Below are 23,844 nucleotides of genomic sequence, written 5' to 3' on the forward strand. Positions count from 1 at the left end.
AGGGGGTCCGGGGGCAGAATGCCCCCGCCTGCGGCGCGATGAGCGCGATCGACGGGCTGCCCCCGCTACGCGAGGTGATCGCGGCCCATGACCTGCGCGCGAAAAAGCAGCTGGGCCAGAACTTCCTGCTCGATCTGAACCTGACCGCGCGGATCGCGCGGGCGGCGGGCGATCTGACAGCCTGCGACGTGCTGGAAATCGGGCCCGGTCCGGGCGGTCTGACACGGGGGCTGCTGGCCGAGGGCGCGCGCCATGTGCTGGCCATCGAAAAGGATGCCCGCGCCATCCCGGCGCTGAACGAGATCGCGGCCCATTATCCCGGCCGGCTGACGGTGATCCATGGTGATGCGCTGATGGTCGATCCGCTGGCGCATCTGACCCCGCCGATCCGGGTTGCGGCGAACCTGCCCTATAATATCGGGACAGAGCTGGTGGTCGGCTGGCTCACGCCGCCGCAATGGCCGCCGTTCTGGCAGTCGCTGACGCTGATGTTCCAGCGCGAGGTCGCCCAGCGCATCGTCGCGCGGCCGGGCAGCAAGGATTACGGGCGCCTTGCCCTGCTGGCGCAATGGCGATGCGAGGCGCGGATTGTCCTGACCCTGCCCCCGCAGGCCTTCGTGCCCGCGCCCAAGGTCGAATCGGCGGTGGTCCAGCTGACCGCCCTGCCGGCGCCGCGCTATCCGGCCGATGCGCAGGTGCTGTCACGCATCACCTTCGCCGCCTTCAACCAGCGGCGAAAGATGCTGCGCGCCTCGCTGCGCGGCCTGCATCCGCAGATCGAGACCCTGCTGGCCGAGGCGGGCATCCTGCCCACCGCGCGGGCCGAGGAAATCGGCCTCGACCGCTTCTGCGCCCTGGCGCGCGCGCTCAAGAGCCAACCGGCGGGCTGAGCGGCGCAAATGAAGGGCGGCTCTGAAGATCCGGGGCCGCCCTGAAAGGCCGTCATATCCGGCCGGGCTTGTGACAACAGGCGCCTTGAGCCAAGGCGCCAGGCGATCGGAAAGCCGGCCAAGGCACGGCCCCGATCCCTTCCGTCAGTCGTCCGACGCGGTGGGGTGTTCTTCCGCAGGGGCATCGCTGCGCTTGCGCGGCACGCGGCGCGGCGCGGCCGTGGCGGCACGGCGGCGGGGGCGGCGCGCCTCGGGCTCTGCCTCGGCAGCGGGGGCGCCGGGAAGCGGGGGGTGCTCGCCTTCCGGGCCGTCAGCGGCCCGGGCGTCATCGCTGCCGGCGGGCAGGCCATCCTCGGCCACAGCCCTGCCGGCCGGGGCATCCTCGCCAGGCGCGGCAGGCGCGGGGGTGGCGCGGGGCGCCTCCTCTGCCACATCGCGCAGGGGCAAAGGCTCGGCATCGGCGACGGTCCGGCGTTCAGGCATATCCACCGGACCGGCCTCGGGCTCGGTTGCCAGCGCCTCGGGGATGCCCTGCGGGACAGGGATGCCCTGTGCGGGCGGGCGCAGGAAATCGGGCAGCGCATCATGCCCCCCGACATCCCGTGCCGCTTCGACCGAGGGATTGCGCGGGGAAGGCGCGCGCCGATCCTCGCGCCGCTCGCCGTCGCGCCGCTCGTTCTCTCGCCGATCCCAGCGCTGGCCACCCTCGCGCTGGCTGTCGTCGCGGCGCTGGCGTTCGCGGCTGTCGTCCTGCCGGTCGTCACGGCGATCGTCCCGCCGATCATCACGGCGCGGAACTTCACTGTCCGCATCGCGGCGCTGATCGGCGCGGCCGTCGTCGCGGCGGTCCTGGCCATTGGACCGCTCGTCCCGATCCTCGCCGTTCTGCTGCGGGCCGCCGAACTGCGCCTGCCGTTCGGCCTGCTCGCGCATCGCCTCGCCCAGCATCCGTGTGTAATGCTCGGCATGCTGAAGAAAGCTCTGCTCGGCCACCCGGTCGCCGGACAGCTGCGCGTCGCGGGCAAGGGCAAGATATTTCTCGATGATCTGCTGAGGCGTGCCGCGGACCTTGCCCTCGGGGCCGGAGCTGTCAAAGACCCGGTTGACGACATTGCCCAGCGAGCGCTGGTTGCGGGACTTGTTGCGCGATCGGGATTTGGAAGATCTCATCTTGCCGATACGATTGTCCGGCGCATGGCGCCTGGATGCGGTTGGGGTCACGATCCTGCCGGCCGGGCCGCATGAAGGGGCGCAGCACCTGGCGGCAATCTCCGGCAACGGAACGCATGCAGGATGACCCGTGCGGGGCATCATGCCCGCGTCACACAGGTGCTAAACCACGAACCCGCCCCGGTTTCAAGCACCAAAGCACGCCCTTTACCCTTAAGCTGCACCGATTTCGGGCAAAGCGCGTGCGACCACCACCCGGTCGCGCCCGTCAAGGTCGGGCAGGACGCGGGGCTCGGCCAGGCCCGCCCCCGCCAGCAGCGCCGTCACCGCCCCTGCCTGCGTCGGCCCGATCTCGACGGCCAGCCAGCCGCCGGGCGCAAGATGGGCGCAGGCCCCGGCGGCGATGGCACGATAGGCGCCCAGGCCGTCGCCCTGGTCGGTCAGGGCCTGCTGCGGCTCCCACAGGCGGACCTCGGGAGAAAGATCGGCCATCTCGGCCGCGGCGATATAGGGCGGGTTGGAAACGATCAGGTCGAACCGCCCCTCGACGGCCGAAAACCAGTCCGAGACGGCAAGCCCGGCCGTGATCCCCAGCGCCTCGGCATTGCGGCGCGCAACCGCCAGCGCGGCGGGCGAGACATCGACGCCCAGCCCGCGCGTTCCCGGCCGTTCCGCCAGTAGCGACAGCAGGATCGCGCCGCTGCCTGTCCCCAGATCGAGCACCGAGGCCCAGGGCAGGCGCAGCGCCTCGGCGACCAGGGTTTCGGTTTCGGGGCGGGGGTCCAGCGTGTCGCGCGTGACGATGAACCGATGCTTCCAGAAATCACGATGGCCGATGATCTGGCTGACCGGCTGCCGCTTGGCGCGGGCGGCGATGGCCGCGTCAAAACGGGCGGCCGCGTCCGCGGGCAGGGGCGCGGCCAGCGCATCACGCAAGCGGTGGCGCGGGATATCCAGCGCATGAGCCATCAGCGCCAGGGCATCCCCTTCGGCCCCTTCGACACCGGCCGCGGCGAGCCGCCGGGCCGCGTCCGACAGCACCTCGCTCACCCCTCGGCCTCGGCCAGCCGGGCAGCCTGATCATGGGCGGTCAGGGCATCGATGATCTCGGCCAGATCGCCCTGCATCACCCGGTCCAGCGAATAGAGCGTCAGGTTGATCCGGTGATCGGTGACGCGCCCTTGCGGAAAGTTGTAGGTGCGGATGCGTTCGCTGCGATCGCCCGAGCCGACTTGGCTGCGCCGGTCGGCGGCGCGTTCCGCATCCGCCCGGCCGCGTTCCAGATCGTAAAGCCGCGCCCGCAGCACGGCCATCGCATTGGCGCGGTTCTGGTGCTGGGATTTCTCGCTGCTGGTAACGACGATCCCGGTCGGCAGGTGGGTGATGCGCACGGCCGAATCGGTGGTGTTGACATGCTGCCCCCCCGCCCCGGACGAGCGCATCGTGTCGATGCGGATATCGGCGGCGGGGATGTCGATGTCCACGTCCTCGGCCTCGGGCAGGACCGCGACGGTCGCGGCCGAGGTATGGATGCGCCCGCCCGATTCGGTTTCGGGGACGCGCTGGACCCGGTGGACGCCGGATTCATATTTCAGCCGGGCGAAAACCCCCTCGCCCGCGATATGGGCGACTGCCTCCTTGACGCCGCCCAGCTCGGACCCGGCCAGCTCGAGCAGGCGGAAATCCCAGCCCTGCGCCTCGGCATGGCGCTGATACATCCGCAGCAGATCGCCAGCGAACAGCGCCGCCTCGTCCCCGCCGGTGCCGGGACGGATCTCAAGGATGGCGGGGCGCGCATCGGCCGCATCGCGGGGCAGCAGGGCCAGCCGCAGCGCCTGTTCAAGGTCTGGCAGGCTGGCGCGCAGGCGGGCGATCTCGTCCTCGGCCAGCTCGCGCATGTCGGGATCGGCCAGCATCGCCTGCGCCTCGGTCAGCCCGGTGCGGGCGGCGCGCCATTGGGCGATTCCGGCCACGACAGGCTTCAATTCGGCATATTCGCGGCTGATGCGGGCGATCTCGTCGGCGGGCGGGCCCGCGTTCAGCTGCGCCTCGAGAAACTCGAGGCGCAGGACGATCTGGTCGAGGCGGTCAGCGGGCAACATGAACGCGGCTTAGCGGCGCGCGCAGGGCGCGGCAAGGAAAAGGCCGCGCGGCGCCCGCTTCCGCAAGGCTCAGCCTCGCGATGCCTCGACCGAGATCTCAAGCGTCACCTCGTCGGACACGGCCGGGGCAAAGGCGCCGAGGTTGAAATCCGAACGGTTGAGCTTGCCCTCGATCACAAAGCCCAGGGTGGGCTTGCCGGTCATGGGATGGTCGCCGGCCTTGGTGATCTCGACCTCCAGCGTCACGGGCTTGGTCACGCCGTTCAGCGTCAGGTCTCCGGTCACCTCGGCCTCATCATCGCCATCGACCTTGACCGATGTGGACTTGAACGTCACCTGCGTGTCCGGTGCCGCACCATTGAAAAAGCTCTTGTCGCCCGCGAGATGCTGATCCAGCGCCGGGGCGATGGTGCGGATCGCGCTCAGCGGAAAGCGCGCCTCGACGGCGGATTTGGCCGGATCGGCCTTGTCCAGCGTAACCTGGCCGTTGATGCCGCTGATCGTCCCGCGCGAGGTCGAAAAGCCCATATGGTCGTAGGAAAAGACGATCTGGCTGTGATCGGGATCGAAAACATAGGTGCCCGCCACGTCGCCCGGCGCAGGCATGGCGGCGGGTGCAGGGGCGGCGGGCGCAGGGGCAGCGGCGGTCTGCGCCAGGACGGGGCCGCCGCTTGCCAGGGCGAGGACCAGGATGGATGCGGACATACGGATCATCATGCGTTCCTGTCGAAAAGGGCGGGATAATGCGCACCCGCGCCCAAGGCCGGCAGACGGGCCGCAATACCATACAACCCGCGGCCCCATGCGGGGTTCCCCCTGCCCCGCCCTTGCGCCGGGGCGCGCAATCTGTATAAGGCCGCATCCTTCTGCATTTGCGAAACCGGCGCAGCCTCTCGTGGCGGGCGCGGAAGGTGTTCCCCGCCTATGAAGCGCGCCCGAGACGAAAAGGGTCTGACATGCCGCTTTACGAGCATGTGCTGATCGCCCGCCAGGACCTGTCGAACACGCAGGCCGAAGGGCTGATCGAACATTTCTCGACCGTGCTGGCCGACAACGGCGGAACGGTCAAGGACAGCGAATACTGGGGCGTGCGCACGCTCGCCTACAAGATCAACAAGAACCGCAAGGGTCACTACGCCTTCCTGCGCAGCGACGCCCCCTCGGCCGCCGTGCAGGAGATGGAGCGTCTGGCCCGCCTGCATGACGACGTGATGCGCGTGCTGACCGTCCGCGTGGACGAGCATGCCGAAGGCCCCTCGATCCAGATGCAGCGCCGCGACGACCGTGAACGCGGCGACCGGGGCGATCGGGGCGAGCGCCGCGACGGGGACCGCCGCGACGGCGACCGGGGCGAGCGCCGCAGCTTTGGCGAGCGCCGCGAGGGCGATGCCCGCGGCGATGAGCGTGGCGAGCGTGCCGAGCGCGCCCCCCGCGCCGACCGGTTCTGAGAAAGGGAGCGATCATCATGGCGACCAAGCCGTTTTTCCGCCGCCGCAAGGTCGATCCCTTCGGGGGCGACAACGCCCCGGCGATCGACTACAAGGACACCCGCCTGCTGCAGCGCTATATCAGCGAACGCGGCAAGATCGTGCCGTCGCGCATCACCGCCGTATCGGCCAAGAACCAGCGCAAGCTGGCCCAGGCCATCAAGCGCGCGCGGTTCCTGGCGCTGCTGCCCTACGCCGTGAAGTGAGGGTCTGACCGATGCAAGTCATTCTGCTAGAACGTGTGGCCAAGCTGGGCCAGATGGGCGAGGTGGTAAAGGTCAAGGAAGGCTTTGCCCGCAACTATCTGCTGCCCCAGGGCAAGGCGATGCGCGCCAATGCGGCCAACATCGCCGCCTTCGAGGCCCGCAAGGCCGAGCTGGCCCACCGCAACGACGAATCGCGCGCCGAGGCGCAGAAGATCGCCGAGACGCTGGACGGCAAGTCCTTCGTCATCATCCGCTCGGCCTCGGATGCCGGGGCGCTCTATGGTTCGGTCACGCCGCGCGACGTGGCGGAGGCTGCGGCCGCCGAAGGCTTTGCGGTCGAGCGCCGCCAAATCGTCCTGACCGGACCGATCAAGGAACTGGGCCTGCATGACGTGCGCGTCCACCTGCACCCCGAGGTTGATGCCGGGCTGGTCGTGAACGTCGCCCGCTCGCCCGAGGAGGCCGAGTTGCAGGCGACCGGCCGGTCGATCCAGGACCTGGCTGCCGAGGAAGACGCCGCCGCCGAGTTTGAGATCGCCGAGCTGTTCGACGATATCGGCTCTGCGGGGCGCGACGACGACGAAGGCGCCCCCATGCGCCCTGCCGCCGGCGCCTGACCCCTTGCGGGTCCGGCCCGCGCGTTAACGCCGGCCTCCGCGGGCCGGGCCAGGACGGACCGCGCTTCGGCGCGGTCCTTTCGTTTGCAGGGGATCGCGCCGTTGGAACGAACGGCCCTCTGCCGGGTTGGGCAGCAAGGGCCGCAACGGCGGCACCAACGAGGATGATCCCATGGCCGACAAGACCGACGCCGGGCAGATGCCGGGCAACAGCTATATCCCCCAGGCCCGCGGGCTGGGAAAACCCGTTGACCGCTCGCAGGAACGCTATCGCCCCTCGCCCCATTATGCGCGGCAGGTGCCGCCCCATGTCGATGCGGGGGGCACGGGCGCGGCGGGGCCGGAACATTCGCTGACTTCGCGGGTGCTGGTCTATGGAGGCGCGGCGGTCGGCGCGGCGGCCCTGACGGCGGCGGCGATCATGGGTGTGCGCAAGATCGCCGATCTGGTGACCGGCGATGACGAGATCGAGCGCGAGGCGGAGCGCGCGGCCGATCGCGCCCGTGACCGGGTGCGCAAATCGGGCAGCCGCGGCGGCGCCGTGCCCCGCTTTGCCGAGATGACCGAACGCGAGCGTGAAGCCATGCGCGCAAGGGCGCGCGCCCGCGCCGCCGGAGAGGACGACCTGCGCGCCCGCCTTCGCGCCGAAGCACTGGAAAACCGGCGCCCCCAATCGGCCCGCCCCGATCATGCCGCCGGCCAGGCCCGCATCCGCCCCGCCCGCGGCCCTGCGCCGCAGCGGCGCGCAGGCGCGGGCGGCCTGGGCCTTCTGGGCGATATCGAGCATACCGCCCAGAGCCTGACCCGCAACCTCAACGGTGTCGTGGGCGCGGTCGGGTCTGCGATGACAGCCTTCCGTTCGGTCGCCGAGCAGGCCGAGGGGATCGTCCGCCAGTTTCACGATACCGCCGAGGGTATCCGCGGCTTTCTCGGCAATCCCAATCGGGGTGCGGCATCGCGGGCAGGCAGCTATCGTCGGCCGTCGCGGCGCGATGTGGTGGATCTTCGCGACGACCAGGATGCCGGGAACGAGGCCCGCGCCCATCGGCTCTGACCGGCGCCGCGCGATCCTCGTGGCCGCGCCTGACCCGGCGCGGCCTTGCCATGACATGATCCTTCAGCCGCAGAGCCCATGATGACCTCCGAAGCCCCCGATGTATTCAATGCCCTGTTCGGGCCGCTGCCCGAGGGCTGGCGCGAACGCAAGGGCCTGCCGCCCGAAGCGACGCCGCAGGCCGAGGACAGCCAGCAGGATGCCAAGACCGCCGAGGCGAACCGCGCCCCGCCGCCCCGCTTTGCGGGGGCGCCGCAATCACCCTGGCACCTGGGCCGGTCAAGCTGGATGGCGATCCTCAAGCGCACGGCCTCGGAATTCAGCAAGGACCGCGTCACCTCGGTCGCCGGGGGGGTGACGTTCTTTGCCCTGCTGGCGCTGTTCCCGGCCATCACGGCACTGGTGTCCATCTATGGCCGGATGGCCGATCCTGAAACGATTTCCCAGAACTTGGCGCTGCTGAACCAGTTCCTGCCTTCCAGCGCCATCGACCTGATCGCCGGCCAGGTGACCGCCATCGCCTCGGCACCGCAGGGGGCGCTGTCGCTGGCAGGCATCGTGGCGCTGCTGGCGGCGCTGTGGTCGGCGAACGGGGGGACCAAGGCGCTGATCGACGCGCTGAACATCGCCTGGTTCGAAAACGAATCGCGCGGGTTCATCAAGCTGAACCTTGTCTCGCTGGGGCTGACGCTCGGCGGTATCATCGGCATCGTGCTGCTGCTGGCGCTGATCGCGGTGCTGCCTGCGATCCTGGACGCGGTCTTTGTCGGGGGCGGAGCCGAAACGATCATCCGCCTGCTGCGCTGGCCGCTGATCGGCGGGCTGGTCCTGCTGGGGCTGGCGGTGATCTATCGGTTCGGCCCCAACAAGAAGGATCCGGCCTGGCAGTGGATTTCCCCCGGGGCGGTCGTGGCGACGCTCGGCCTTCTGATCGCGTCGGCGCTGTTTTCATGGTATGCCTCGAACCTGGCCAACTACAACGAAACCTATGGCTCGCTCGGGGCGGCCATCGCGATGATGATGTGGCTTTGGATCGCCGCCATCGTCGTGCTGATGGGGGCCGAGCTGAACGCCGAGGTCGAGCGCCAGATCAAGATCGAGAACGGCGTCGAGCCCAAGGACGAAACCGACCTTCAAAAACGCTAGGCCGAACCAAGGCGCCGCCCCGGACCCCGGGATATTTCCGTGCAGAAGAAAGAAGGGCCGCCCGGCAGGGGCGGCCCTTTCGATGTCAGGGGGTTTGGTGCCCGCAGGCCCGGATCACGCCTCGTCCAGTGCCGAGAGGGCCTTTTCCAGCTCGTCCTTGGTCACGGCGCGTTCGGTAACCTTTGCACCCGCAATGATGTGATCGACCACCTTGTCCTCAAAGATGGGGGCGCGCAGCTGCTGCTGGGCCGCCTCGTTCTGCTGGATGAACTCGAAGAAGGCGCGCTCCTGGCCGGGGAAGTTGCGGGCCTGGCGCATCACCGCCTGGGTCATTTCCTGTTCGGAAATGCCGATCTCGTTGCGCTGGCCCACATCGGCCAGCAGCAGGCCCAGCCGCACGCGGCGTTCGGCCAGCTTCCTGTGTTCCTCGGTCGGCTCGATGGCGCCATGGTCATGGCCGTGATCATCGGGATGATCCTCGTGATACAGCTGGTGCGCGATCTGCGCCGCCTCGGCCTCGACAAGGGATTCGGGCAGGTCGAAGCTGACCAGCGCGTCCAGCCTGTCCAGCAGGGCCCGCTTGACCAGCGCCCGGCTGGCGCCGGCATATTCCGCGCCCAGCCGTTCCGTGATCTGGGCCTTGAGGGCATCAAGGCTTTCGGCCCCGAACCGCTTGGCCAGCTCGTCGTCGATTGCGGCGGCGCTGGGCGACTTGACGGCATGAACCGTCGTCTCGAACACCGCGTCCTTGCCCTTGAGATGGGGCGCGCCATAATCATCGGGGAAGGTGACGTTGACGTTGACCGCATCCCCGGCCTTGGCGCCGATCAGCTGATCCTCGAAGCCCGGGATAAACGAGCCCGAGCCGAGGACGAGCGGATAGCCCTCGGCGGTGCCGCCCTCGAACGCCTCGCCATCGACCATGCCCTTGAAGTCGATGGTGACCTGGTCACTGGACTGAGCGGCCTCGCCCGCCGGGCGATCCTCGAAGGACTGCGCGCTGCGGGCGAGGTTTTCCAGCGCCTCGTTCACCTGCTCGTCCGAAGGGGCGACGGTCAGACGCTCAAGCTCGATGGTCGACAGGTCGGCCTCGGGGATCTGGGGCAGGGTTTCGTAGGTGACGTTGACGACAACGTCATCGCCTTCCTTCCAGCCCTCGCCGTTTTCCATCTCGATCTTGGGCTGCATCGCCGGGCGGACGGCGTTTTCGGTCATATGGGACGAGATGGCGTCGTCGATCGACTTCTGCATCGCATCGCCCATGACACGCGGGCCATAGGTCTTTTTCAGCAGCGCCATCGGCACCTTGCCCTTGCGGAAGCCCTTCATCTCGATCTGGGGCTGCGCCTCGGCCAGCTGGCGGTCCACCTCGGCGGCCAGATCGGCGGCCGGCAGCGTGAAGCGGTAGCCGCGCTTGAGGCCCTGGTTCAGGGTTTCGGTGACCTGCATCGTCTATCCTTTGTCCATCATGGTGCGGGTGAAGGGACTTGAACCCCCACGCCTTGCGGCGCCAGAACCTAAATCTGGTGCGTCTGCCAGTTTCGCCACACCCGCAATGCCTGTCCGGGGCGCCGTGTGGGCGCCCGGAAATCCTGCGCGTTCTAGCAAAGGGTTTTCAGGGGTGCGAGGGGATTTTTTGGCCCGCCGCAGGTCCGGGGGCCAGACCCCGTCCCCCCGGAGTATCGGGCGAGCAGCGATCACAGCCCCATGTCGCGCAAGACGCCGGGCAGCTGGCCGGGCAGATCGTCGGCGATCAGCCCCGGACCAAAGCGGCGTGCGGCCTGCGCGTGCAGAAAGGCGCCGGTGGCCGCGGCCTCCAGCGGCGGCAGGCCGCGGGCGAGCAGCCCGGCGATGATCCCGGCCAGCACGTCGCCCGCCCCTGCGGTGGCCAGCCAGGGGATATCGTGGGCCGAATGGATGCGCGCCTGCCCATCCGGCGCGGCGATGACCGTATCGGGCCCTTTCAGCAGGACCACGGCGCCAGCCCGGGCAGCGGCGTTCCGTGCGGCGTCAAGCTTTGAATAAAGGGGGCCATGCCGCCCCGTTAAAGCCTGGGGCGCAGCCTCGGCACGGGCATGCAGATCGGCCATGTGCCGCATGGGATCGGGGTGGGCGGCATCGCCATGGCGCGGCGGGCGGAGGGCAGGCGGCCCGTTCAGCTTTTCGTCCAGATCGGGGAACAGCCGCGCGAATTCGCCGCCATGCGGGGTCAGGACGCAGCGATCATGCAGCCCCTCGAAGCCCCGCGCGGCCAGCGCCGTCAGGGCATCGGCATCCAGGACACAGGCGCGGTTCGATGCCAGCACTGCCCCAAGCAGCGCGCCCGCCCGGTCCACCCCGCAGCCGGGACCGATCGCGACGGCGGTGATGCGCGGGTCGGCCAGCATCGCGGCCAGCGCCTCGTCATCATCCACCCCCCGCCGCATCAGCGCATCGGGCGGGCCGAGATGTTCGATCAGCGCCGCTTTCGGCGGGGCCAGCGTGACCAGCCCTGCCCCGATCCGCAGCGCCGCACGGGCGCCCAGCCGGGCCGCGCCGCCCTGGCCAAGCGGGCCAGCGACGATCAGCGCATGGCCGTTGGCGAATTTGTGCCCCCCCTGCTTGGCCAGACGATTCGCCGGTGGGGCGTAGATCGCCGCGCGGCAATCCTCGACGGCCAGCGGCGGCCAGATGGCTATCAGGCGTGCGGGCCGCAAAGCGCGGCCGTCGCATTCGCGCCATTGGCGCAGGCCGATATCTGCAATGACCAGCTCGCCGCAGCATATGGGGCCGCGTTCCAGAAAATGCCCCGGCTTGGGGCTGTCGAAGGTCACGGTCAGCCGCGCATGGGGATCGCGATCATCCCCAGCCCGCGGCCTGCCCAGATGCGCGCCACTGTCAAGGCACAGACCGCTGGGGCAGTCCACCGCGACAAGGCGCTGCGCGAAACAGGCCCGGTCCCCGCCCAAGCCGCCGAGAAGGGCGATGATCTGGGCAAGCTCGCCCTCGGGCGGGCGCGCAAGGCCGGTGCCGAAGATCGCATCGACATACACGTCACTGTCGGCGCCGGCGCGGAATGCATCACATGTCAGCAGCTCGATCGGGCCCAGCGCCGCCCAGCGGCGCTTCATTTCCGCCGCATCGGGGCCGGGCATGTTGTCCAGCCCCAGCACACGCAGCTGCCACCCTGCCCTGGCCAGCAGCGCGGCCACCGCATAGCCGTCACCGCCGTTGTTGCCCGGCCCGCACAGCACCGTGGCGTGGCCCGGAAGCGGCCAGCGGCCCTGGATCGCACGGGCCACGGCGGCGCCAGCGGCCTCCATCAGCGCCAGCCCCGTGATCTTTCCGCTGTCCATCGCCGCCTGCTCGAGCGCGCGCATCTCGGCGCAAGTCAGAACCTCGGTCCAGCCGGGGCGGGTTTTCATGCTGCCCATTTCCTGTGCAACCTGCGTCATTCCAAGGCGCCCTGTCGGTTTGGGGGGCAGGGGCGGCGCATCGCAGGCGCCGCCGGATTGCCCGCAACGATGAAACCCTCCATCCCGGTTCCGACGCAACCGCCAACCCGAGGGTCCACGATGAAAAAGGTCGAAGCGATCATCAAGCCGTTCAAGCTGGACGACGTGAAGGAGGCTTTGCAGGACGCTGGCGTGCAGGGCATGACCGTGACGGAAATCAAGGGCTTCGGCCGTCAGAAGGGCCATACCGAACTGTATCGCGGCGCCGAATACGTGGTCGATTTCCTGCCCAAGGTCAAAATCGAGATGGTCCTGGCCGACGATCTGGTCGAACCTGCGGTCGAGGCGATCATCGGGGCCGCCCGCACCGACAAGATCGGCGACGGCAAGATCTTCGTCTCGCCCGTCGAACAGGCGATCCGCATCCGCACGGGCGAGACCGGCGAAGACGCCGTCTGATCCGCCCCCATCCATCCAAGACAAGGAGTCATCATGACCAAGACGGTCGCCGAGGTTCTCGACCTCATCAAGTCCGAGGAGGTCGCCTATGTCGATGTCCGCTTCACCGACCCCAAGGGCAAGCTGCAGCACGTCACGCTGGACGTGGACCTGATCGACGAGGACTGGTTCGAGGAAGGCTTCATGTTCGACGGCAGCTCGATCGCGGGCTGGAAGTCGATCGACCAGTCGGACATGAAGCTGATGCCCGATCCCTCGTCGGTCTATCTGGACCCCTTCTACGCCGAAAAGACGCTGTGCGTGCACTGCAACGTGGTCGAGCCGGACACGGGCGAGCCCTATGACCGCGACCCCCGCGGCACCGCCGTCAAGGCAGAGGCCTATCTGAAGGCGTCCGGCATCGGCGACGCCTTCTATTGCGGGCCTGAGGCCGAGTTCTTCATCTTCGACGACGTGCGCTATTCAGTCACGCCGCAGAAGGTCAGCTTCCAGATCGACGCCCATGCGGCGGCCTGGAACACCGACACGGAATACGAGATGGGCAATACCGCTCACCGTGCCGGCCACAAGGGCGGCTATTTCCCGGTGAACCCCATCGACGAGGCGCAGGACATGCGCGGCGAGATGCTTACGACAATGAAGCGGATGGGCATCAAGGTCGACAAGCATCACCATGAAGTTGCCACGTGCCAGCACGAGCTGGGCATGATCTTCGGCGGGCTGGTCGAGCAGGCCGACAACATCCAGAAATACAAATACGTGATCCACAACGTGGCCCACGCTTATGGCAAGTCGGTCACCTTCATGCCCAAGCCGATGAAGGGCGACAACGGGTCGGGCATGCATGTCAACATGTCGATCTGGAAGGACGGCCGCCCGCTGTTCGCCGGCGACCGCTATGCCGATCTCAGCCAGGAGGCGCTGTGGTTCATCGGCGGCATCCTCAGGCACGCCAAGGCGCTGAACGCGATCACCAACCCCTCGACCAACAGCTACAAGCGGCTGATCCCGGGGTTCGAGGCTCCGGTGCTGCGCGCCTATTCGGCCCGCAACCGCTCGGGCGCAGTGCGCATCCCGTGGACCGAATCGCCGAAAGCCAAGCGCGTCGAGGCCCGCTTCCCCGACCCCTCGGCGAACCCCTATCTGTGCTTTGCCGCGCTGCTGATGGCGGGGCTGGACGGCATCCGGAACAAGATCGACCCCGGCCCGGCTTCGGACAAGGATCTGTATGACCTGCCGCCCGAGGAACTGGCCGAGATCCCGACCGTCTGCGGGTCCTTGCGCGAGGCGCTTGAGGAGCTGGAAAAGGACATGGACTTCCTGCTGGCGGGCGACGTGTTCACCCGCGATCAGCTGGAAAGCTATATCCGCCTGAAATGGGAGGAGGTCTATGCCTATGAGCATACCCCCCATCCTATCGAATACGCGATGTATTACAGCTGCTGAACAAACGGCCAAGGCCAAGCCCAAGGGGCGCCCTGCACGGGCGCCCCTTGCATCTGTAAGCGGCCGTCACCCGCAGCGGGTGCGGGCCGGTCAGGCATCCGGGGCGCCCTCCCCGACCTCGCCGGCAAGCGGATAATCCGTATAGCCATGCGCGCCGCCGTCATAGAACGTCGCCGGGTCGGGGGTGTTGAGCGGCAGCCCCTTGCGGATGCGCGCCACCAGATCGGGCGTCGCGATGAAATCCCTGCCGAACGCCGCCGCATCGGCCTTGCCCGCCGCCACCAGTTCGGCGGCCGTGGCGGGGCTGAGACCTTCATTGGCGATGACGACACCCCCGAAGGCGGCCCTGATCGCGCCCAGCAGGCTGTCTGCCGCAGGATATTCGCGCAGGCACAGGAAGGCCACGCCCCGCTGCGCCATCGACTCTGCGACATGGGTGAACAGCGCCGCCGGGTCGCTGTCGCCCGTGTCGTGGGAATCCCCGCGCGGGGCAAGGTGCACGCCCACACGGCCCGCGCCCCATACGGCGCTGACCGCATCGACGATTTCCTCAAGCAGGCGGACCCGGTTCACGATCGGGCCGCCATAGGCGTCCGTCCGGCGGTTGGTCCGGTCCTGAAGGAACTGGTCGATCAGATAGCCGTTGGCGGCATGGATCTCGACCCCGTCGAACCCGGCTGCGCGGGCATTCTCGGCCCCTGTCCGATAGGCGGCGACGATCCCCGCGATCTCGTCGGTTTCAAGCGCCCGCGGGGTGACATAGGGGCGCTTGGGGCGCAGCAGGCTGACATGGCCCGCCGGCTGGATCGCGCTGGGTGCGACGGGCTGCGCGCCATCCAGAAACACCGGATCGGAAATGCGCCCGACATGCCAAAGCTGCATGACGATCAGGCCCCCGCGATCGTGAACGGCGCGGGTTACCCCCGCCCAGCCCGCCGTCTGCGCCTCGTTCCAGATGCCGGGGGTGTCGGCATAGCCCACCCCCATCGGGGTGACGCTGGTCGCCTCGGTCAGGATCATGCCGGCATCGGCGCGCTGGGCATAATATTGCGCCATCAGATCGTTTGGAACGCGCAGGCGGCCGGCGCGGCTGCGGGTCAGCGGCGCCATGACGATGCGGTTGCGCAACTGCAGCGCGCCTGCGGCGAGAGGGTCGAAAAGGTCGGTCACGGGCATGTTCCTATGATGGGGACACTGGACCTGTGCCCCGCCTGCTGGACTGTCAACCACGGCCGCGGCGATTGCGGGGCGCGGCTGCGGCCGCTAAGGACCGGCCAACCGCAAGGAGGCTGCGATGATCCCCCGCTATTCCCGCCCCGAAATGGTCGCCATCTGGTCGCCCGAAACCCGCTTTCGCATCTGGTTCGAGATCGAGGCACATGCCTGCGATGCGCAGGCCGACCTTGGCGTGATCCCGCGCGAGAATGCCGAGGCCGTTTGGCGCGCCAGGGACGCGACCTTCGACGTGGCCCGCATCGACGAGATCGAGGCGGTGACGAAACATGACGTGATCGCCTTCCTCACCCACCTGGCCGAACATGTGGGCGCGGACGAGGCACGCTTCGTCCATCAGGGCATGACCAGTTCGGACGTGCTGGATACGGCACTGAACGTCCAGCTGGTGCGCGCCTCGGACATCCTGCTGGCCGGGATGGACCGGGTGCTGGCCGCGCTCAAGGCGCGCGCCTTCGAGCACAAGGACACCATCCGCATCGGCCGCAGCCATGGCATCCATGCCGAACCGACCACGATGGGCCTGACCTTCGCCCGCTTCCATGCCGAGATGGCGCGCGGGCGGCAGCGGCTGGAACGCGCCCGCGAGGAGGTGGCCACCGGCGCGATCTCGGGCGCCGTCGGCACCTTCGCCAATATCGACCCGGCGGTCGAGGAGCATGTCTGCGCAAGACTGGGCCTGCGTCCCGAACCGATCAGCACCCAGGTCATCCCGCGCGATCGCCACGCGATGTTCTTCGCCACGCTGGGCGTCATCGCCAGCAGCATCGAGAACATCGCCATCGAGATCCGCCACATGCAGCGCACCGAGGTGCTCGAGGCCGAGGAATATTTCTCGCCCGGCCAGAAGGGTTCCTCGGCGATGCCCCACAAGCGCAACCCGGTTCTGTCCGAGAACCTGACCGGGCTGGCGCGGCTGGTGCGGATGGCCGTGACGCCGGCGATGGAGAATGTCGCGCTGTGGCATGAACGCGACATCAGCCATTCCAGCGTGGAACGCGCCATCGGGCCGGACGCCACGATCACGCTCGATTTCGCGCTGCACCGGCTGGCCGGGGTGGTCGAGAAACTGGTCGTCTATCCCCAGAACATGCTGGCCAACATGAACAGGTTCAAGGGACTGGTCATGTCGCAGCGGGTTCTGCTGGCGCTGACGCAGGCGGGCGTGTCGCGCGAGGATGCCTACCGGCTGGTCCAGCGCAATGCGATGAAGGTGTGGGAACAGGGCGCCGATTTCAGGGCCGAGCTGCTGGCCGATCCCGAGGTGACGGCCGCGCTGTCGCCCGCCGAGATCGAGGAAAAATTCGATCTGGGCTATCACACGAAGCATGTGGACACGATCTTCCGCCGGGTTTTCGGCGAAAGCTGAACGGGTGTTCACCCTCCGTTAGGATCGCTCTGCGACATTGCCCCCGATTCGCGGGGCAAGGGGGCAGGCATGGTCGGGACGGCGTCGGGGCTGAGCCTCAGGCAGAAGGCGGCGGTCGTGGTGCGCATGATGCTGAGCGAGGGGGCCGATCTGGACCTCTCGCAGCTTCCGGCCGAGCTTCAGGCGCTGCTGGCGCAGGAAATGGCCGGGATGAACCTGGTGGACCGGGACACCTGCGACGCGGTCCTCAACGAGTTCTGCGACCGGCTGGAGGCGGTGGGCATCGCCTTTCCCGGCTCGATCAACGGCACGCTGGACCTGCTGGGCGGGCATCTGTCGACCGATACCACCAACCAGCTGCGCCGCTTTGCGGCGCTGAACGGGTCGGCCGACCCCTGGGACCGGATCATCGCGCTGAGCGCCGATCAGCTCGCGGCGCTGTCGCGCAGCGAGGCGGTGGAGCTTGTGGCGGTCATGTTCTCGCGCCTGCCGGTGGCCCGCGCCTCGGAGGTATTCGGCCTGCTCGAGCCGGAGCTTGCGCGGCAGATCGCCTATACGATGTCGCTGACCGGCGGCATCGAGGCACCGGCCCTGCGCCGGATCGGGCTGGCGCTGCTGCGCGCCATCGACGCCCTGCCCCAGCCCGCCATCGACACCCGGCCGGTCGAGAAGGTGGGTGCGATCCTGAACTTTGCCCCTGCCCGCACGCGCGAGACGGTGCTGGCCGGGCTGGATCAGGATGATGCCGAATTCGCCGGGCGTGTCCGCAGGACGATCTTCACCTGGGCCAACATCCCGCGCCGCATCGACCCGCGCGATATCCCCCGCATCGTGCGCGAGGTGGATGCCGCCACCATCAACAAGGCGATGGCCGGTGCCGCGGGCGAGGACAGGGCGACCGTGGACTTCATCCTGTCGGGCCTGAGCAGCCGCCTTGCCGAGACGATGCGCGAGGAAATCGAGGCGCTCGGCAAGGTCGGCGTCACGGATGCCGAGGAGGCGATGGCCGCCGTCGTCTCGGCGATCCGGCGGATGGAACAGGCCGGCGAGCTGTTCCTGATCGCCGAGCCGGCCGATGCCGAGGGGGCGGGGGACGAGGCGGGGCCATGACGCCGCCCGCGCGCTTGCGCGCTGATGCGGGCCGGGCATAGACAACGGCACGCGACAGGGGGGCCTGCCATGACGAACGCTATCGCGCTGGTGATCGCCACGATGATCGTGGCCCTGTTCCTGCTGGATGCCGGCGTGCTGCACTGGGGCTTGCCGGTGCTTGTCGGGCGCAGCGTCGCGCAGCTGATCGAATGGCTCAGCTTCTGGCGCTAGAGGGGGCGCGCAGGCGGGGTTTTCGGCTTTCCCCTTGGCGGGGCTGTGCTGGGGCGCGGGCTTTCTTGCCCCGCCGCGGTCCCGATCGTTCCTTGGGTGCGGCGCAAGGCGGGCTGCCTTGCCCTATACCGCCGATGGCGCCCTGCGTAACCGAACCATCCGTTGCATTTTCGCCCGCCTTTGGGCAGGACAGCCCCGTGCATCAACAACGGGTGGAGCTTACCATGGCTGTCAAAGTGGCGATCAACGGTTTCGGCCGGATCGGACGGAACGTGCTGCGCGCGATCATCGAATCCGGCCGGACCGATATCGAGGTGGTGGCGATCAACGACCTGGGTCCGGTGGAAACCAACGCCCACCTGTTGCGCTATGATTCCGTGCATGGCCGCTTTCCGGCCGAGGTGAAGGTTTCGGGCGATACCATCGATGTCGGCCGCGGCCCCATCAAGGTTTCGGCCGAACGCAACCCCGCCGACCTGCCCTGGGGCGACGTGGACGTGGTGATGGAATGCACCGGCATCTTCACCAGCAAGGAAAAATGCCAGGCGCATCTGCAGAACGGCTCCAAGCGGGTGCTGATCTCGGCGCCGGGCGACAATGCCGACAAGACCATCGTCTATGGCGTCAACCATGACACGCTGACGGCCGATGACATCGTGGTGTCGAACGCATCCTGCACGACGAACTGCCTGTCGCCCGTCGCGCAGGTTCTGAACGACGCGGTCGGGATCACGCGCGGCTTCATGACCACGATCCACAGCTATACGGGCGATCAGCCGACGCTGGACACGATGCACAAGGATCTGTATCGCGCCCGCGCCGCGGCGCTGTCGATGATCCCCACCTCGACCGGCGCGGCCAAGGCCGTGGGCCTGGTGCTGCCGGAGCTGAAGGGCAAGCTGGACGGCGTGTCGATCCGCGTGCCGACCCCGAACGTGTCGGTCGTCGATCTGGTGTTCGAGGCTGCCCGCGATACCTCGGTCGAGGAAATCAATTCCGCGATCCGGGCAGCCGCCGATGGCCGGCTGAAGGGCATTCTCGGTTATACCGATGAAAAGCTGGTCTCCAGCGACTTCAACCACGATCCGCATTCATCGGTCTTCCACATGGATCAGACCAAGGTGATGGAGGGCCGCCTCGTGCGCATCCTCACCTGGTATGACAACGAATGGGGCTTTTCGAACCGCATGTCCGACACCGCCGTGGCGATGGGCAAGCTGATCTGAGGCATCCCGCCCATGACCCGGCATGGGGGCGGCGCGCTGCCCCCTGCCCTCAGGCAGCGCCGTTTCGCGGCGCAGGGGCGGCCTGAAAAGGCCCCGATGCCCCCCCGGCACCCGGTAGCGCGGCGTTTTTTCTGCTGCGCCACTGGCGTGATCGGCCGGGCGACTTTCATGCCCGCTTCCGGCAATGACAGCCCGCCCTTTGCCTTATCCGCGCGCTGCCTTGCCGTGACCTGCCAGGACACCCCCCCAGCCAAGGCGCACTGGCCGATCGGCAATCGGCAGGCGCGATTATCCCCTTGGCACCACGGCGACCAGAACAGGGTCGCCCCGCTGTGCTGACAGGGCGGCATGACCTTGCCCCGGCACAAGGCACGCACAATGGCCCGCCAGCTAGGCGGATCGGGCGGAGCAAGCCTGCCTGACCCTTGCCCCAAGGGGCGGGCGCCGGGCCGCTTGCCCGGTCGGCACGAAGAAGGCGCCCCAGGGGCAGGAAATTACGCCCCGGGCCGCGCATTCCGGCAGCTTGCCCGAGGCGGCCCTGAAACCTGCTCAGCGCCGGCTGAGCCGCCGGGCATTGGCCCGTGTGCGCTGGCCATAGGGCCGCAGCGCGGCGGCCAGGATCTCGTCGGGCCGGGCGCCGCGCGCCGCAAGGCGCAGGGCTGCCCCCACCGATTCGCGGGCGGCGTCGCTCTTTTCGGCGACCATGCGGTAATTCTCGCCCCGCCGCTGCGGCAGCACGCCCGCCATGGCGGCAAGCCGCATGCCCATGACATACTGCGCCTCGAACGCCATGCGCATCATGTCGGCCCAAAGCTTGATCGGTGCTGCCGGATCGGCCGTCATCATGTTCATCTCATATCCTCACGCCGATGCTGCGTTGCAGAAAACACTTCTGCGCCGCAGAAGTTTCCCTTGCCCAGCTGTGCTTTCAGGCAGGTTCTGCACCGCTGGATTAAACCGCCCACTCTGCTATAGCCGCAGGCATGACCCTGTCCCTGACCATCCGCCGTCCCGACGACTGGCACCTGCACCTGCGCGACCGGCACATGCTGGCCGCGGTTGCCCCTCATTCGGCGCGGCTCGGGCGCGCCATCATCATGCCGAACCTGGTCCCGCCCGTCGTCACGGGCGCGCAGGCGGCGGCTTACCGTGATCGCATCCTGGCCGCCCTGCCGCCAGACGCGACGCTGCGTCCCTTGATGACGCTGTATCTGACCGAGGCGACCGATCCTGCCGATGTGCTGGCAGCGCACCGCGCCCGCGTCATCACCGCGGTCAAGCTCTATCCCGCGGGCGCGACGACGAACTCGGCCAGCGGCGTGCGCGATTTCGACAAGGTGCGCCCGGTGCTCGAGGCGATGGCCGAGGCCGGCATCCCGTTATGCGTGCACGGCGAGGTGACGGACCCGGCCGTGGACATCTTCGACCGCGAGGCGGCGTTCATCGACCGCGTTCTGGACCCTGTCCGGCGCGCAACGCCGGGCCTGCGCGTGGTCATGGAACACATCACCACCCGCGAGGGCGTGGATTATGTCCGCACGGGCGGCGATGACATCGGCGGCACCATCACCGCCCACCACCTTGTCATCAACCGCAACCACATCCTCGCCGGGGGCATCCGGCCGCATTATTACTGCCTGCCGGTCGCCAAGCGCGAAACCCACCGCCTCGCGCTGGTCGAGGCGGCGACAGCGGGCCCGGGCCGCTTTTTCGCCGGCACCGACAGCGCGCCCCATCCTGACAGCGCCAAGGAAAGCGCCTGCGGCTGCGCGGGCTGCTTCACCGCGCCCAACTGGCTGCAGATCACCGCGCAGGTGTTCGAGGATGCAGGCGCGCTGGACCGGCTCGAGGCGTTCACCGCGCTGAACGGGGCGGCCTTCTATCGCCTGCCCCCCAACGAGGATCGCGTGACGCTGACCCGCGGCGAGGCCGCCGCCTTCCCGCGCAGCATCGAGGCGGGCGGCGATAGCGTCACCGTCTTTGACCCCGGCTTTCCCATCCACTGGCACCTGGACGACCGATGACCCTGCCCTTTCCGCCTGCGGACGAGATCGCCCGCCTGACCGCCCGCATGCTGCTGGAAATCGGGGCGGTCCATTTCAATGCGGCCGAGCCATACACCTATGCCTCGGGCCTCAAGGGGCCGACCTATATCGACTGCCGCAAGCTGATCTCCTATCCGCGCATCCGCGGCACGCTGATGGATTTCCTGGCCGCGACGGTCTGCCGCAATGCCGGCTTCGAGGCGTTCGACAATGTCGCCGGCGGCGAGACGGCGGGCATCCCCTTTGCCGCCTTCATGGCCGAACGCCTTGGCCTGCCGATGACCTATGTGCGCAAGAAGCCCAAGGGCTATGGCCGCAACGCCCGGATCGAGGGCGCGATGCGCGAGGGCCAGCGCGTCCTGCTGGTCGAGGATCTGACCACCGACGGCGGGTCCAAGCTGTCCTTCGTCGATGCGATCCGCGACACCGGCGCGACCTGCGCCCACACGGCGGTCGTGTTCTATTACGGCATCTTCCCGGAAACGACGCAGCGGCTGGCCGCCAATGGGGTCAGCCTGCACCATCTGTGCACCTGGTGGGACGTGCTGGCCGAGGCCCGTGCGCAAGCCGCCTTTGATGCGCCGACCCTCGCGGAAGTCGAGACATTCCTGGGTGATCCGCGCGCCTGGCAGGCCGCCCATCCCTGAGGCCCTTGAGCAGCGGCCCCCCGCCGCCCTGCCCCCGCCGGGGATAGGCGGCGGCGTCCGCAGGGCGTGGACCCGCGCATCCGGGCATGCCATAACCGCCGGCACACGACCGAGGACATGCGATGACCGAGCTTCGCGCGCTCGAACCCCGCCGGCCGGTAGCGGGCGAGGATGCCGAGACGACCCCTGCCCCCTTTTCGATCGAGGCGGAACAGCAGCTGCTGGGCGCGCTGCTGACCAACAACGACGTGTTCGACAGCGTGACGCGGCTGGTGCGGGGCGAACATTTCTATGACCCCGTGCATCGCCGCATCTTTGACCTGTGCGCCGAACGCATCGCCCGCAACGCGCTGGCCAGCCCGGTGACGATCAAGGCGTTCATGGAACATGACGCCGGGCTGAAGGAACTGGGCGGGCCGGCCTATCTGGCGCGGCTGGCGGGGGCTGCGGTGTCATCCTATGCGGCGCGCGATTATGCGCGGATGATCCGCGAATTCGCGTTGCGGCGCGAACTGATCGCGCTGGGTCAGGACATTGCCGCCCGCGCCGCGATGGTCACGATCGAGCATGACGCCGAGGAACAGATCAAGGCGGCCGAACAGACGCTTTACAAGCTGGGCGAACAGGGGGTCGCGGAACGGGGGTTCCAGTCCTTCCTGCAGGCCGTCACCGGGGCGGTGCAGGCCGCCAACGCTGCCTATGCGCGCGATGGCGGGCTGTCGGGGATCTCGACCGGGCTGATCGACCTGGACAGCAAGATGGGGGGCCTGAACAAGTCCGACCTGATCATCCTGGCCGGGCGTCCGTCGATGGGGAAAACATCGCTGGCGACCAACATCGCCTTCAACGTCGCGAAAGCGCACCGGATGGGCGATCTGCCGGACGGCACGCGCGGCACCGTCGATGGCGGGGTCGTGGGGTTCTTCTCGCTGGAAATGTCGGCCGAACAGCTGGCCGCCCGCATCCTGTCCGAGGCATCCGAGGTGCCCAGCGAACTGATCCGCCGCGGCGACATGAGCGAGGACGAGTTCCGCCGTTTCGTCGAGGCCGCGAACGCGCTGCAAAGCTGCCCGCTGTATATCGACGACACGCCGGCCCTGCCGATCAACCAGCTTGCGGCGCGCGCGCGCAAGCTGAAGCGCACGATGGGGCTTGATCTGCTGATCGTGGACTATCTGCAACTGCTGCGCGCCGCATCGGCCAAGGACAGCCGCGTGAACGAGGTGTCGGAAATCACCCAGGGCCTGAAAGCGGTGGCCAAGGAACTGAACATCCCGGTCATCGCACTGTCGCAGCTCTCGCGCCAGGTCGAACAGCGCGAGGACAAGCGCCCGCAGCTGTCGGATCTGCGCGAATCGGGGTCGATCGAGCAGGACGCCGACATCGTGATGTTCGTGTTCCGCGAGGAATACTACAAGGAACGCGAAAAGCCGGGCGATCACGAGCTGGACAAGATGGCCGCTTGGCAGCAGGCGATGGAATCGGTCCATGGCAAGGCCGAGGTCATCATCGGCAAGCAGCGCCACGGCCCGATCGGCACGGTCGAGCTGTCCTTCGAAGGGCGCTTTACCCGCTTTGGCAACCTCGTGCGCCATCACGTCCAGCAATGGGGCTGACCCTGCCCGTTCCGGTGGTCACCATCGGCCTGCTGATCGCGTCGAACGTCTTCATGACGATCGCCTGGTATGGGCATCTCAAGTTCAAATCGGCGCCGCTGTTGACCGTGATCCTGGTCAGCTGGGGCATCGCGCTGTTTGAATATGTCATGCAGGTGCCGGCCAACCGGATCGGCTATGGCCATTTCAGCGCCGCGCAGCTCAAGACCATACAGGAAATCATCAGCCTGACGGTCTTTGCGCTGTTTTCCTGGCTTTACCTGGGCGAACGCCTGGGCTGGCAGCACGGCGTGGGCTTTGCCCTGATCTGCCTGGGCGCCTGGTTCGTGTTCCACGACTGGAGCTGACCGGCCGCCGCATCATCGCCAGCGCGA

General features: G+C 68.2%; 23 protein-coding genes, 1 tRNA gene and 1 pseudogene. 16 read left to right on the forward strand and 9 right to left on the reverse strand.

Annotated elements, in window-relative coordinates; translation table 11 throughout:
• Window positions 1-38: 38 nt before the first annotated feature.
• On the forward strand, window positions 39-890 hold the full coding sequence (gene rsmA, locus B0A89_RS02025; RefSeq protein WP_085376713.1) for a 16S rRNA (adenine(1518)-N(6)/adenine(1519)-N(6))-dimethyltransferase RsmA: 852 nt from the start codon (window positions 39-41) through the stop codon (window positions 888-890).
• 924 nt (window positions 891-1,814) lie between these two features.
• Here the strand turns inward: rsmA and B0A89_RS15015 are convergent.
• From B0A89_RS15015 to B0A89_RS02045, 4 genes and pseudogenes are all read right to left on the reverse strand, one after another.
• Window positions 1,815-2,060, reverse strand: a pseudogene (locus B0A89_RS15015) (DUF4167 domain-containing protein); the annotation flags it as partial.
• 213 nt (window positions 2,061-2,273) lie between these two features.
• On the reverse strand, window positions 2,274-3,110 hold the full coding sequence (gene prmC, locus B0A89_RS02035) for a peptide chain release factor N(5)-glutamine methyltransferase (RefSeq protein WP_085376715.1): 837 nt from the start codon (window positions 3,108-3,110) through the stop codon (window positions 2,274-2,276).
• Window positions 3,107-4,162, reverse strand: coding sequence for a peptide chain release factor 1 (gene prfA, locus B0A89_RS02040; RefSeq protein WP_085376716.1), 1,056 nt, complete (start codon window positions 4,160-4,162; stop codon window positions 3,107-3,109). Before prfA ends, prmC begins: the two co-directional genes overlap by 4 nt.
• Before the next feature lie 69 nt (window positions 4,163-4,231).
• Complete coding sequence (locus tag B0A89_RS02045; protein WP_240558599.1) at window positions 4,232-4,879, reverse strand: YceI family protein; 648 nt, start codon at window positions 4,877-4,879, stop codon at window positions 4,232-4,234.
• Window positions 4,880-5,118: 239 nt separating this feature from the next.
• Here B0A89_RS02045 and rpsF point away from each other — a divergent pair, with 239 nt between their 5' ends.
• The 5 genes from rpsF (at window position 5,119) to B0A89_RS02070 (ending at window position 8,672) form a co-directional block, all read left to right on the forward strand.
• Window positions 5,119-5,610 (forward strand): 30S ribosomal protein S6, encoded by a 492-nt coding sequence (gene rpsF, locus B0A89_RS02050; RefSeq protein WP_085376717.1) that lies wholly within the window; start codon window positions 5,119-5,121, stop codon window positions 5,608-5,610.
• A 17-nt stretch (window positions 5,611-5,627) separates the two neighbouring features.
• Window positions 5,628-5,855 carry a 30S ribosomal protein S18 gene (rpsR, locus tag B0A89_RS02055; protein ID WP_073060981.1) on the forward strand — a complete coding sequence of 76 codons (228 nt, stop codon included), beginning with the start codon at window positions 5,628-5,630 and terminating at the stop codon, window positions 5,853-5,855.
• A gap of 11 nt (window positions 5,856-5,866) precedes the next feature.
• A complete protein-coding gene (gene rplI / locus B0A89_RS02060; RefSeq protein WP_085376718.1) occupies window positions 5,867-6,472 on the forward strand; it encodes a 50S ribosomal protein L9 in 606 nt (201 codons plus the stop codon).
• 172 nt (window positions 6,473-6,644) lie between these two features.
• Entirely contained in the window at window positions 6,645-7,526 is an 882-nt protein-coding gene (locus tag B0A89_RS02065; protein ID WP_157115211.1) for a hypothetical protein, read from the forward strand.
• Window positions 7,527-7,604: 78 nt separating this feature from the next.
• On the forward strand, window positions 7,605-8,672 hold the full coding sequence (locus B0A89_RS02070; RefSeq protein ID WP_085376720.1) for a YihY/virulence factor BrkB family protein: 1,068 nt from the start codon (window positions 7,605-7,607) through the stop codon (window positions 8,670-8,672).
• A gap of 114 nt (window positions 8,673-8,786) precedes the next feature.
• Here the strand turns inward: B0A89_RS02070 and tig are convergent, their stop codons facing one another.
• The 3 genes from tig to B0A89_RS02085 form a co-directional block, all read right to left on the reverse strand.
• Window positions 8,787-10,121 (reverse strand): trigger factor, encoded by a 1,335-nt coding sequence (tig, locus tag B0A89_RS02075; RefSeq protein WP_085376721.1) that lies wholly within the window; start codon window positions 10,119-10,121, stop codon window positions 8,787-8,789.
• A gap of 20 nt (window positions 10,122-10,141) precedes the next feature.
• Window positions 10,142-10,226: transfer RNA gene (locus B0A89_RS02080), tRNA-Leu, on the reverse strand.
• Window positions 10,227-10,369: 143 nt separating this feature from the next.
• Entirely contained in the window at window positions 10,370-12,076 is a 1,707-nt protein-coding gene (locus B0A89_RS02085) for an NAD(P)H-hydrate epimerase (RefSeq protein ID WP_085378697.1), read from the reverse strand.
• Between the two features lie 150 nt (window positions 12,077-12,226).
• Here B0A89_RS02085 and B0A89_RS02090 point away from each other — a divergent pair, with 150 nt between their 5' ends.
• Together B0A89_RS02090 and glnA are read left to right on the forward strand one after the other, a co-directional pair.
• Window positions 12,227-12,565 carry a P-II family nitrogen regulator gene (locus B0A89_RS02090; protein WP_085376722.1) on the forward strand — a complete coding sequence of 113 codons (339 nt, stop codon included), beginning with the start codon at window positions 12,227-12,229 and terminating at the stop codon, window positions 12,563-12,565.
• Window positions 12,566-12,598: 33 nt separating this feature from the next.
• Window positions 12,599-14,011 (forward strand): type I glutamate--ammonia ligase, encoded by a 1,413-nt coding sequence (gene glnA / locus B0A89_RS02095; protein ID WP_085376723.1) that lies wholly within the window; start codon window positions 12,599-12,601, stop codon window positions 14,009-14,011.
• A 90-nt stretch (window positions 14,012-14,101) separates the two neighbouring features.
• Here the strand turns inward: glnA and B0A89_RS02100 are convergent, their stop codons facing one another.
• On the reverse strand, window positions 14,102-15,187 hold the full coding sequence (locus tag B0A89_RS02100; protein ID WP_085376724.1) for an alkene reductase: 1,086 nt from the start codon (window positions 15,185-15,187) through the stop codon (window positions 14,102-14,104).
• Between the two features lie 118 nt (window positions 15,188-15,305).
• Between B0A89_RS02100 and purB the strand changes: the two genes are divergently transcribed.
• The 4 genes from purB (at window position 15,306) to gap (ending at window position 19,162) form a co-directional block, all read left to right on the forward strand.
• Window positions 15,306-16,613, forward strand: a complete 1,308-nt coding sequence (gene purB / locus B0A89_RS02105; RefSeq protein ID WP_085376725.1) for an adenylosuccinate lyase — start codon at window positions 15,306-15,308, stop codon at window positions 16,611-16,613.
• Window positions 16,614-16,682: 69 nt separating this feature from the next.
• Complete coding sequence (locus B0A89_RS02110) at window positions 16,683-17,723, forward strand: flagellar motor switch protein FliG (protein WP_085376726.1); 1,041 nt, start codon at window positions 16,683-16,685, stop codon at window positions 17,721-17,723.
• Between the two features lie 69 nt (window positions 17,724-17,792).
• Window positions 17,793-17,936: a hypothetical protein gene (locus tag B0A89_RS14780; protein WP_169712119.1), complete on the forward strand. Its 144-nt coding sequence runs from the start codon at window positions 17,793-17,795 to the stop codon at window positions 17,934-17,936.
• Window positions 17,937-18,160: 224 nt separating this feature from the next.
• The gene (gene gap / locus B0A89_RS02115; protein WP_085376727.1) at window positions 18,161-19,162 is read left to right on the forward strand and encodes a type I glyceraldehyde-3-phosphate dehydrogenase; all 1,002 of its coding nucleotides are present in this window, start codon (window positions 18,161-18,163) and stop codon (window positions 19,160-19,162) included.
• Between the two features lie 549 nt (window positions 19,163-19,711).
• On the opposite strand, the gene B0A89_RS02120 is transcribed toward gap, so the two are convergent.
• Complete coding sequence (locus B0A89_RS02120) at window positions 19,712-20,014, reverse strand: antibiotic ABC transporter (protein WP_240558600.1); 303 nt, start codon at window positions 20,012-20,014, stop codon at window positions 19,712-19,714.
• 131 nt (window positions 20,015-20,145) lie between these two features.
• On the opposite strand from B0A89_RS02120, the gene pyrC reads away from it, so the two are divergent.
• The 4 genes from pyrC to B0A89_RS02140 all read left to right on the forward strand — a co-directional run bounded on the left by pyrC (window position 20,146) and on the right by B0A89_RS02140 (window position 23,817).
• Window positions 20,146-21,186, forward strand: a complete 1,041-nt coding sequence (gene pyrC, locus B0A89_RS02125; RefSeq protein ID WP_085376728.1) for a dihydroorotase — start codon at window positions 20,146-20,148, stop codon at window positions 21,184-21,186.
• A complete protein-coding gene (locus tag B0A89_RS02130; protein ID WP_085376729.1) occupies window positions 21,183-21,854 on the forward strand; it encodes an orotate phosphoribosyltransferase in 672 nt (223 codons plus the stop codon). The genes pyrC and B0A89_RS02130 overlap by 4 nt, the downstream gene beginning before the upstream one ends.
• Window positions 21,855-21,976: 122 nt before the next feature.
• The gene (locus B0A89_RS02135) at window positions 21,977-23,470 is read left to right on the forward strand and encodes a replicative DNA helicase (RefSeq protein WP_085376730.1); all 1,494 of its coding nucleotides are present in this window, start codon (window positions 21,977-21,979) and stop codon (window positions 23,468-23,470) included.
• On the forward strand, window positions 23,461-23,817 hold the full coding sequence (locus B0A89_RS02140) for a DMT family protein (protein WP_085376731.1): 357 nt from the start codon (window positions 23,461-23,463) through the stop codon (window positions 23,815-23,817). Before B0A89_RS02135 ends, B0A89_RS02140 begins: the two co-directional genes overlap by 10 nt.
• The last annotated feature ends 27 nt before the right edge of the window (window positions 23,818-23,844 follow it).

The organism is Paracoccus contaminans (assembly GCF_002105555.1).
Lineage (GTDB): Bacteria > Pseudomonadota > Alphaproteobacteria > Rhodobacterales > Rhodobacteraceae > Paracoccus > Paracoccus contaminans.

Coding starts and splice junctions, on each gene's coding strand:
- B0A89_RS02090 (WP_085376722.1), top strand. CDS start 12,227: ATGAAAAAGGTCGAAGCGATCATCAAGCCGTTCAAGCTGGACGACGTG.
- purB (WP_085376725.1), top strand. CDS start 15,306: ATGATCCCCCGCTATTCCCGCCCCGAAATGGTCGCCATCTGGTCGCCC.
- B0A89_RS02100 (WP_085376724.1), bottom strand. CDS start 15,187: ATGCCCGTGACCGACCTTTTCGACCCTCTCGCCGCAGGCGCGCTGCAG.
- B0A89_RS02135 (WP_085376730.1), top strand. CDS start 21,977: ATGACCGAGCTTCGCGCGCTCGAACCCCGCCGGCCGGTAGCGGGCGAG.
- B0A89_RS02070 (WP_085376720.1), top strand. CDS start 7,605: ATGATGACCTCCGAAGCCCCCGATGTATTCAATGCCCTGTTCGGGCCG.
- B0A89_RS02130 (WP_085376729.1), top strand. CDS start 21,183: ATGACCCTGCCCTTTCCGCCTGCGGACGAGATCGCCCGCCTGACCGCC.
- B0A89_RS14780 (WP_169712119.1), top strand. CDS start 17,793: ATGACGAACGCTATCGCGCTGGTGATCGCCACGATGATCGTGGCCCTG.
- glnA (WP_085376723.1), top strand. CDS start 12,599: ATGACCAAGACGGTCGCCGAGGTTCTCGACCTCATCAAGTCCGAGGAG.
- tig (WP_085376721.1), bottom strand. CDS start 10,121: ATGCAGGTCACCGAAACCCTGAACCAGGGCCTCAAGCGCGGCTACCGC.
- prfA (WP_085376716.1), bottom strand. CDS start 4,162: ATGTTGCCCGCTGACCGCCTCGACCAGATCGTCCTGCGCCTCGAGTTT.
- rpsR (WP_073060981.1), top strand. CDS start 5,628: ATGGCGACCAAGCCGTTTTTCCGCCGCCGCAAGGTCGATCCCTTCGGG.
- B0A89_RS02045 (WP_240558599.1), bottom strand. CDS start 4,879: ATGATGATCCGTATGTCCGCATCCATCCTGGTCCTCGCCCTGGCAAGC.
- B0A89_RS02110 (WP_085376726.1), top strand. CDS start 16,683: ATGGTCGGGACGGCGTCGGGGCTGAGCCTCAGGCAGAAGGCGGCGGTC.
- gap (WP_085376727.1), top strand. CDS start 18,161: ATGGCTGTCAAAGTGGCGATCAACGGTTTCGGCCGGATCGGACGGAAC.
- B0A89_RS02120 (WP_240558600.1), bottom strand. CDS start 20,014: ATGAACATGATGACGGCCGATCCGGCAGCACCGATCAAGCTTTGGGCC.
- rpsF (WP_085376717.1), top strand. CDS start 5,119: ATGCCGCTTTACGAGCATGTGCTGATCGCCCGCCAGGACCTGTCGAAC.
- rsmA (WP_085376713.1), top strand. CDS start 39: ATGAGCGCGATCGACGGGCTGCCCCCGCTACGCGAGGTGATCGCGGCC.
- rplI (WP_085376718.1), top strand. CDS start 5,867: ATGCAAGTCATTCTGCTAGAACGTGTGGCCAAGCTGGGCCAGATGGGC.
- B0A89_RS02065 (WP_157115211.1), top strand. CDS start 6,645: ATGGCCGACAAGACCGACGCCGGGCAGATGCCGGGCAACAGCTATATC.
- pyrC (WP_085376728.1), top strand. CDS start 20,146: ATGACCCTGTCCCTGACCATCCGCCGTCCCGACGACTGGCACCTGCAC.
- B0A89_RS02085 (WP_085378697.1), bottom strand. CDS start 12,076: ATGAAAACCCGCCCCGGCTGGACCGAGGTTCTGACTTGCGCCGAGATG.
- B0A89_RS02140 (WP_085376731.1), top strand. CDS start 23,461: ATGGGGCTGACCCTGCCCGTTCCGGTGGTCACCATCGGCCTGCTGATC.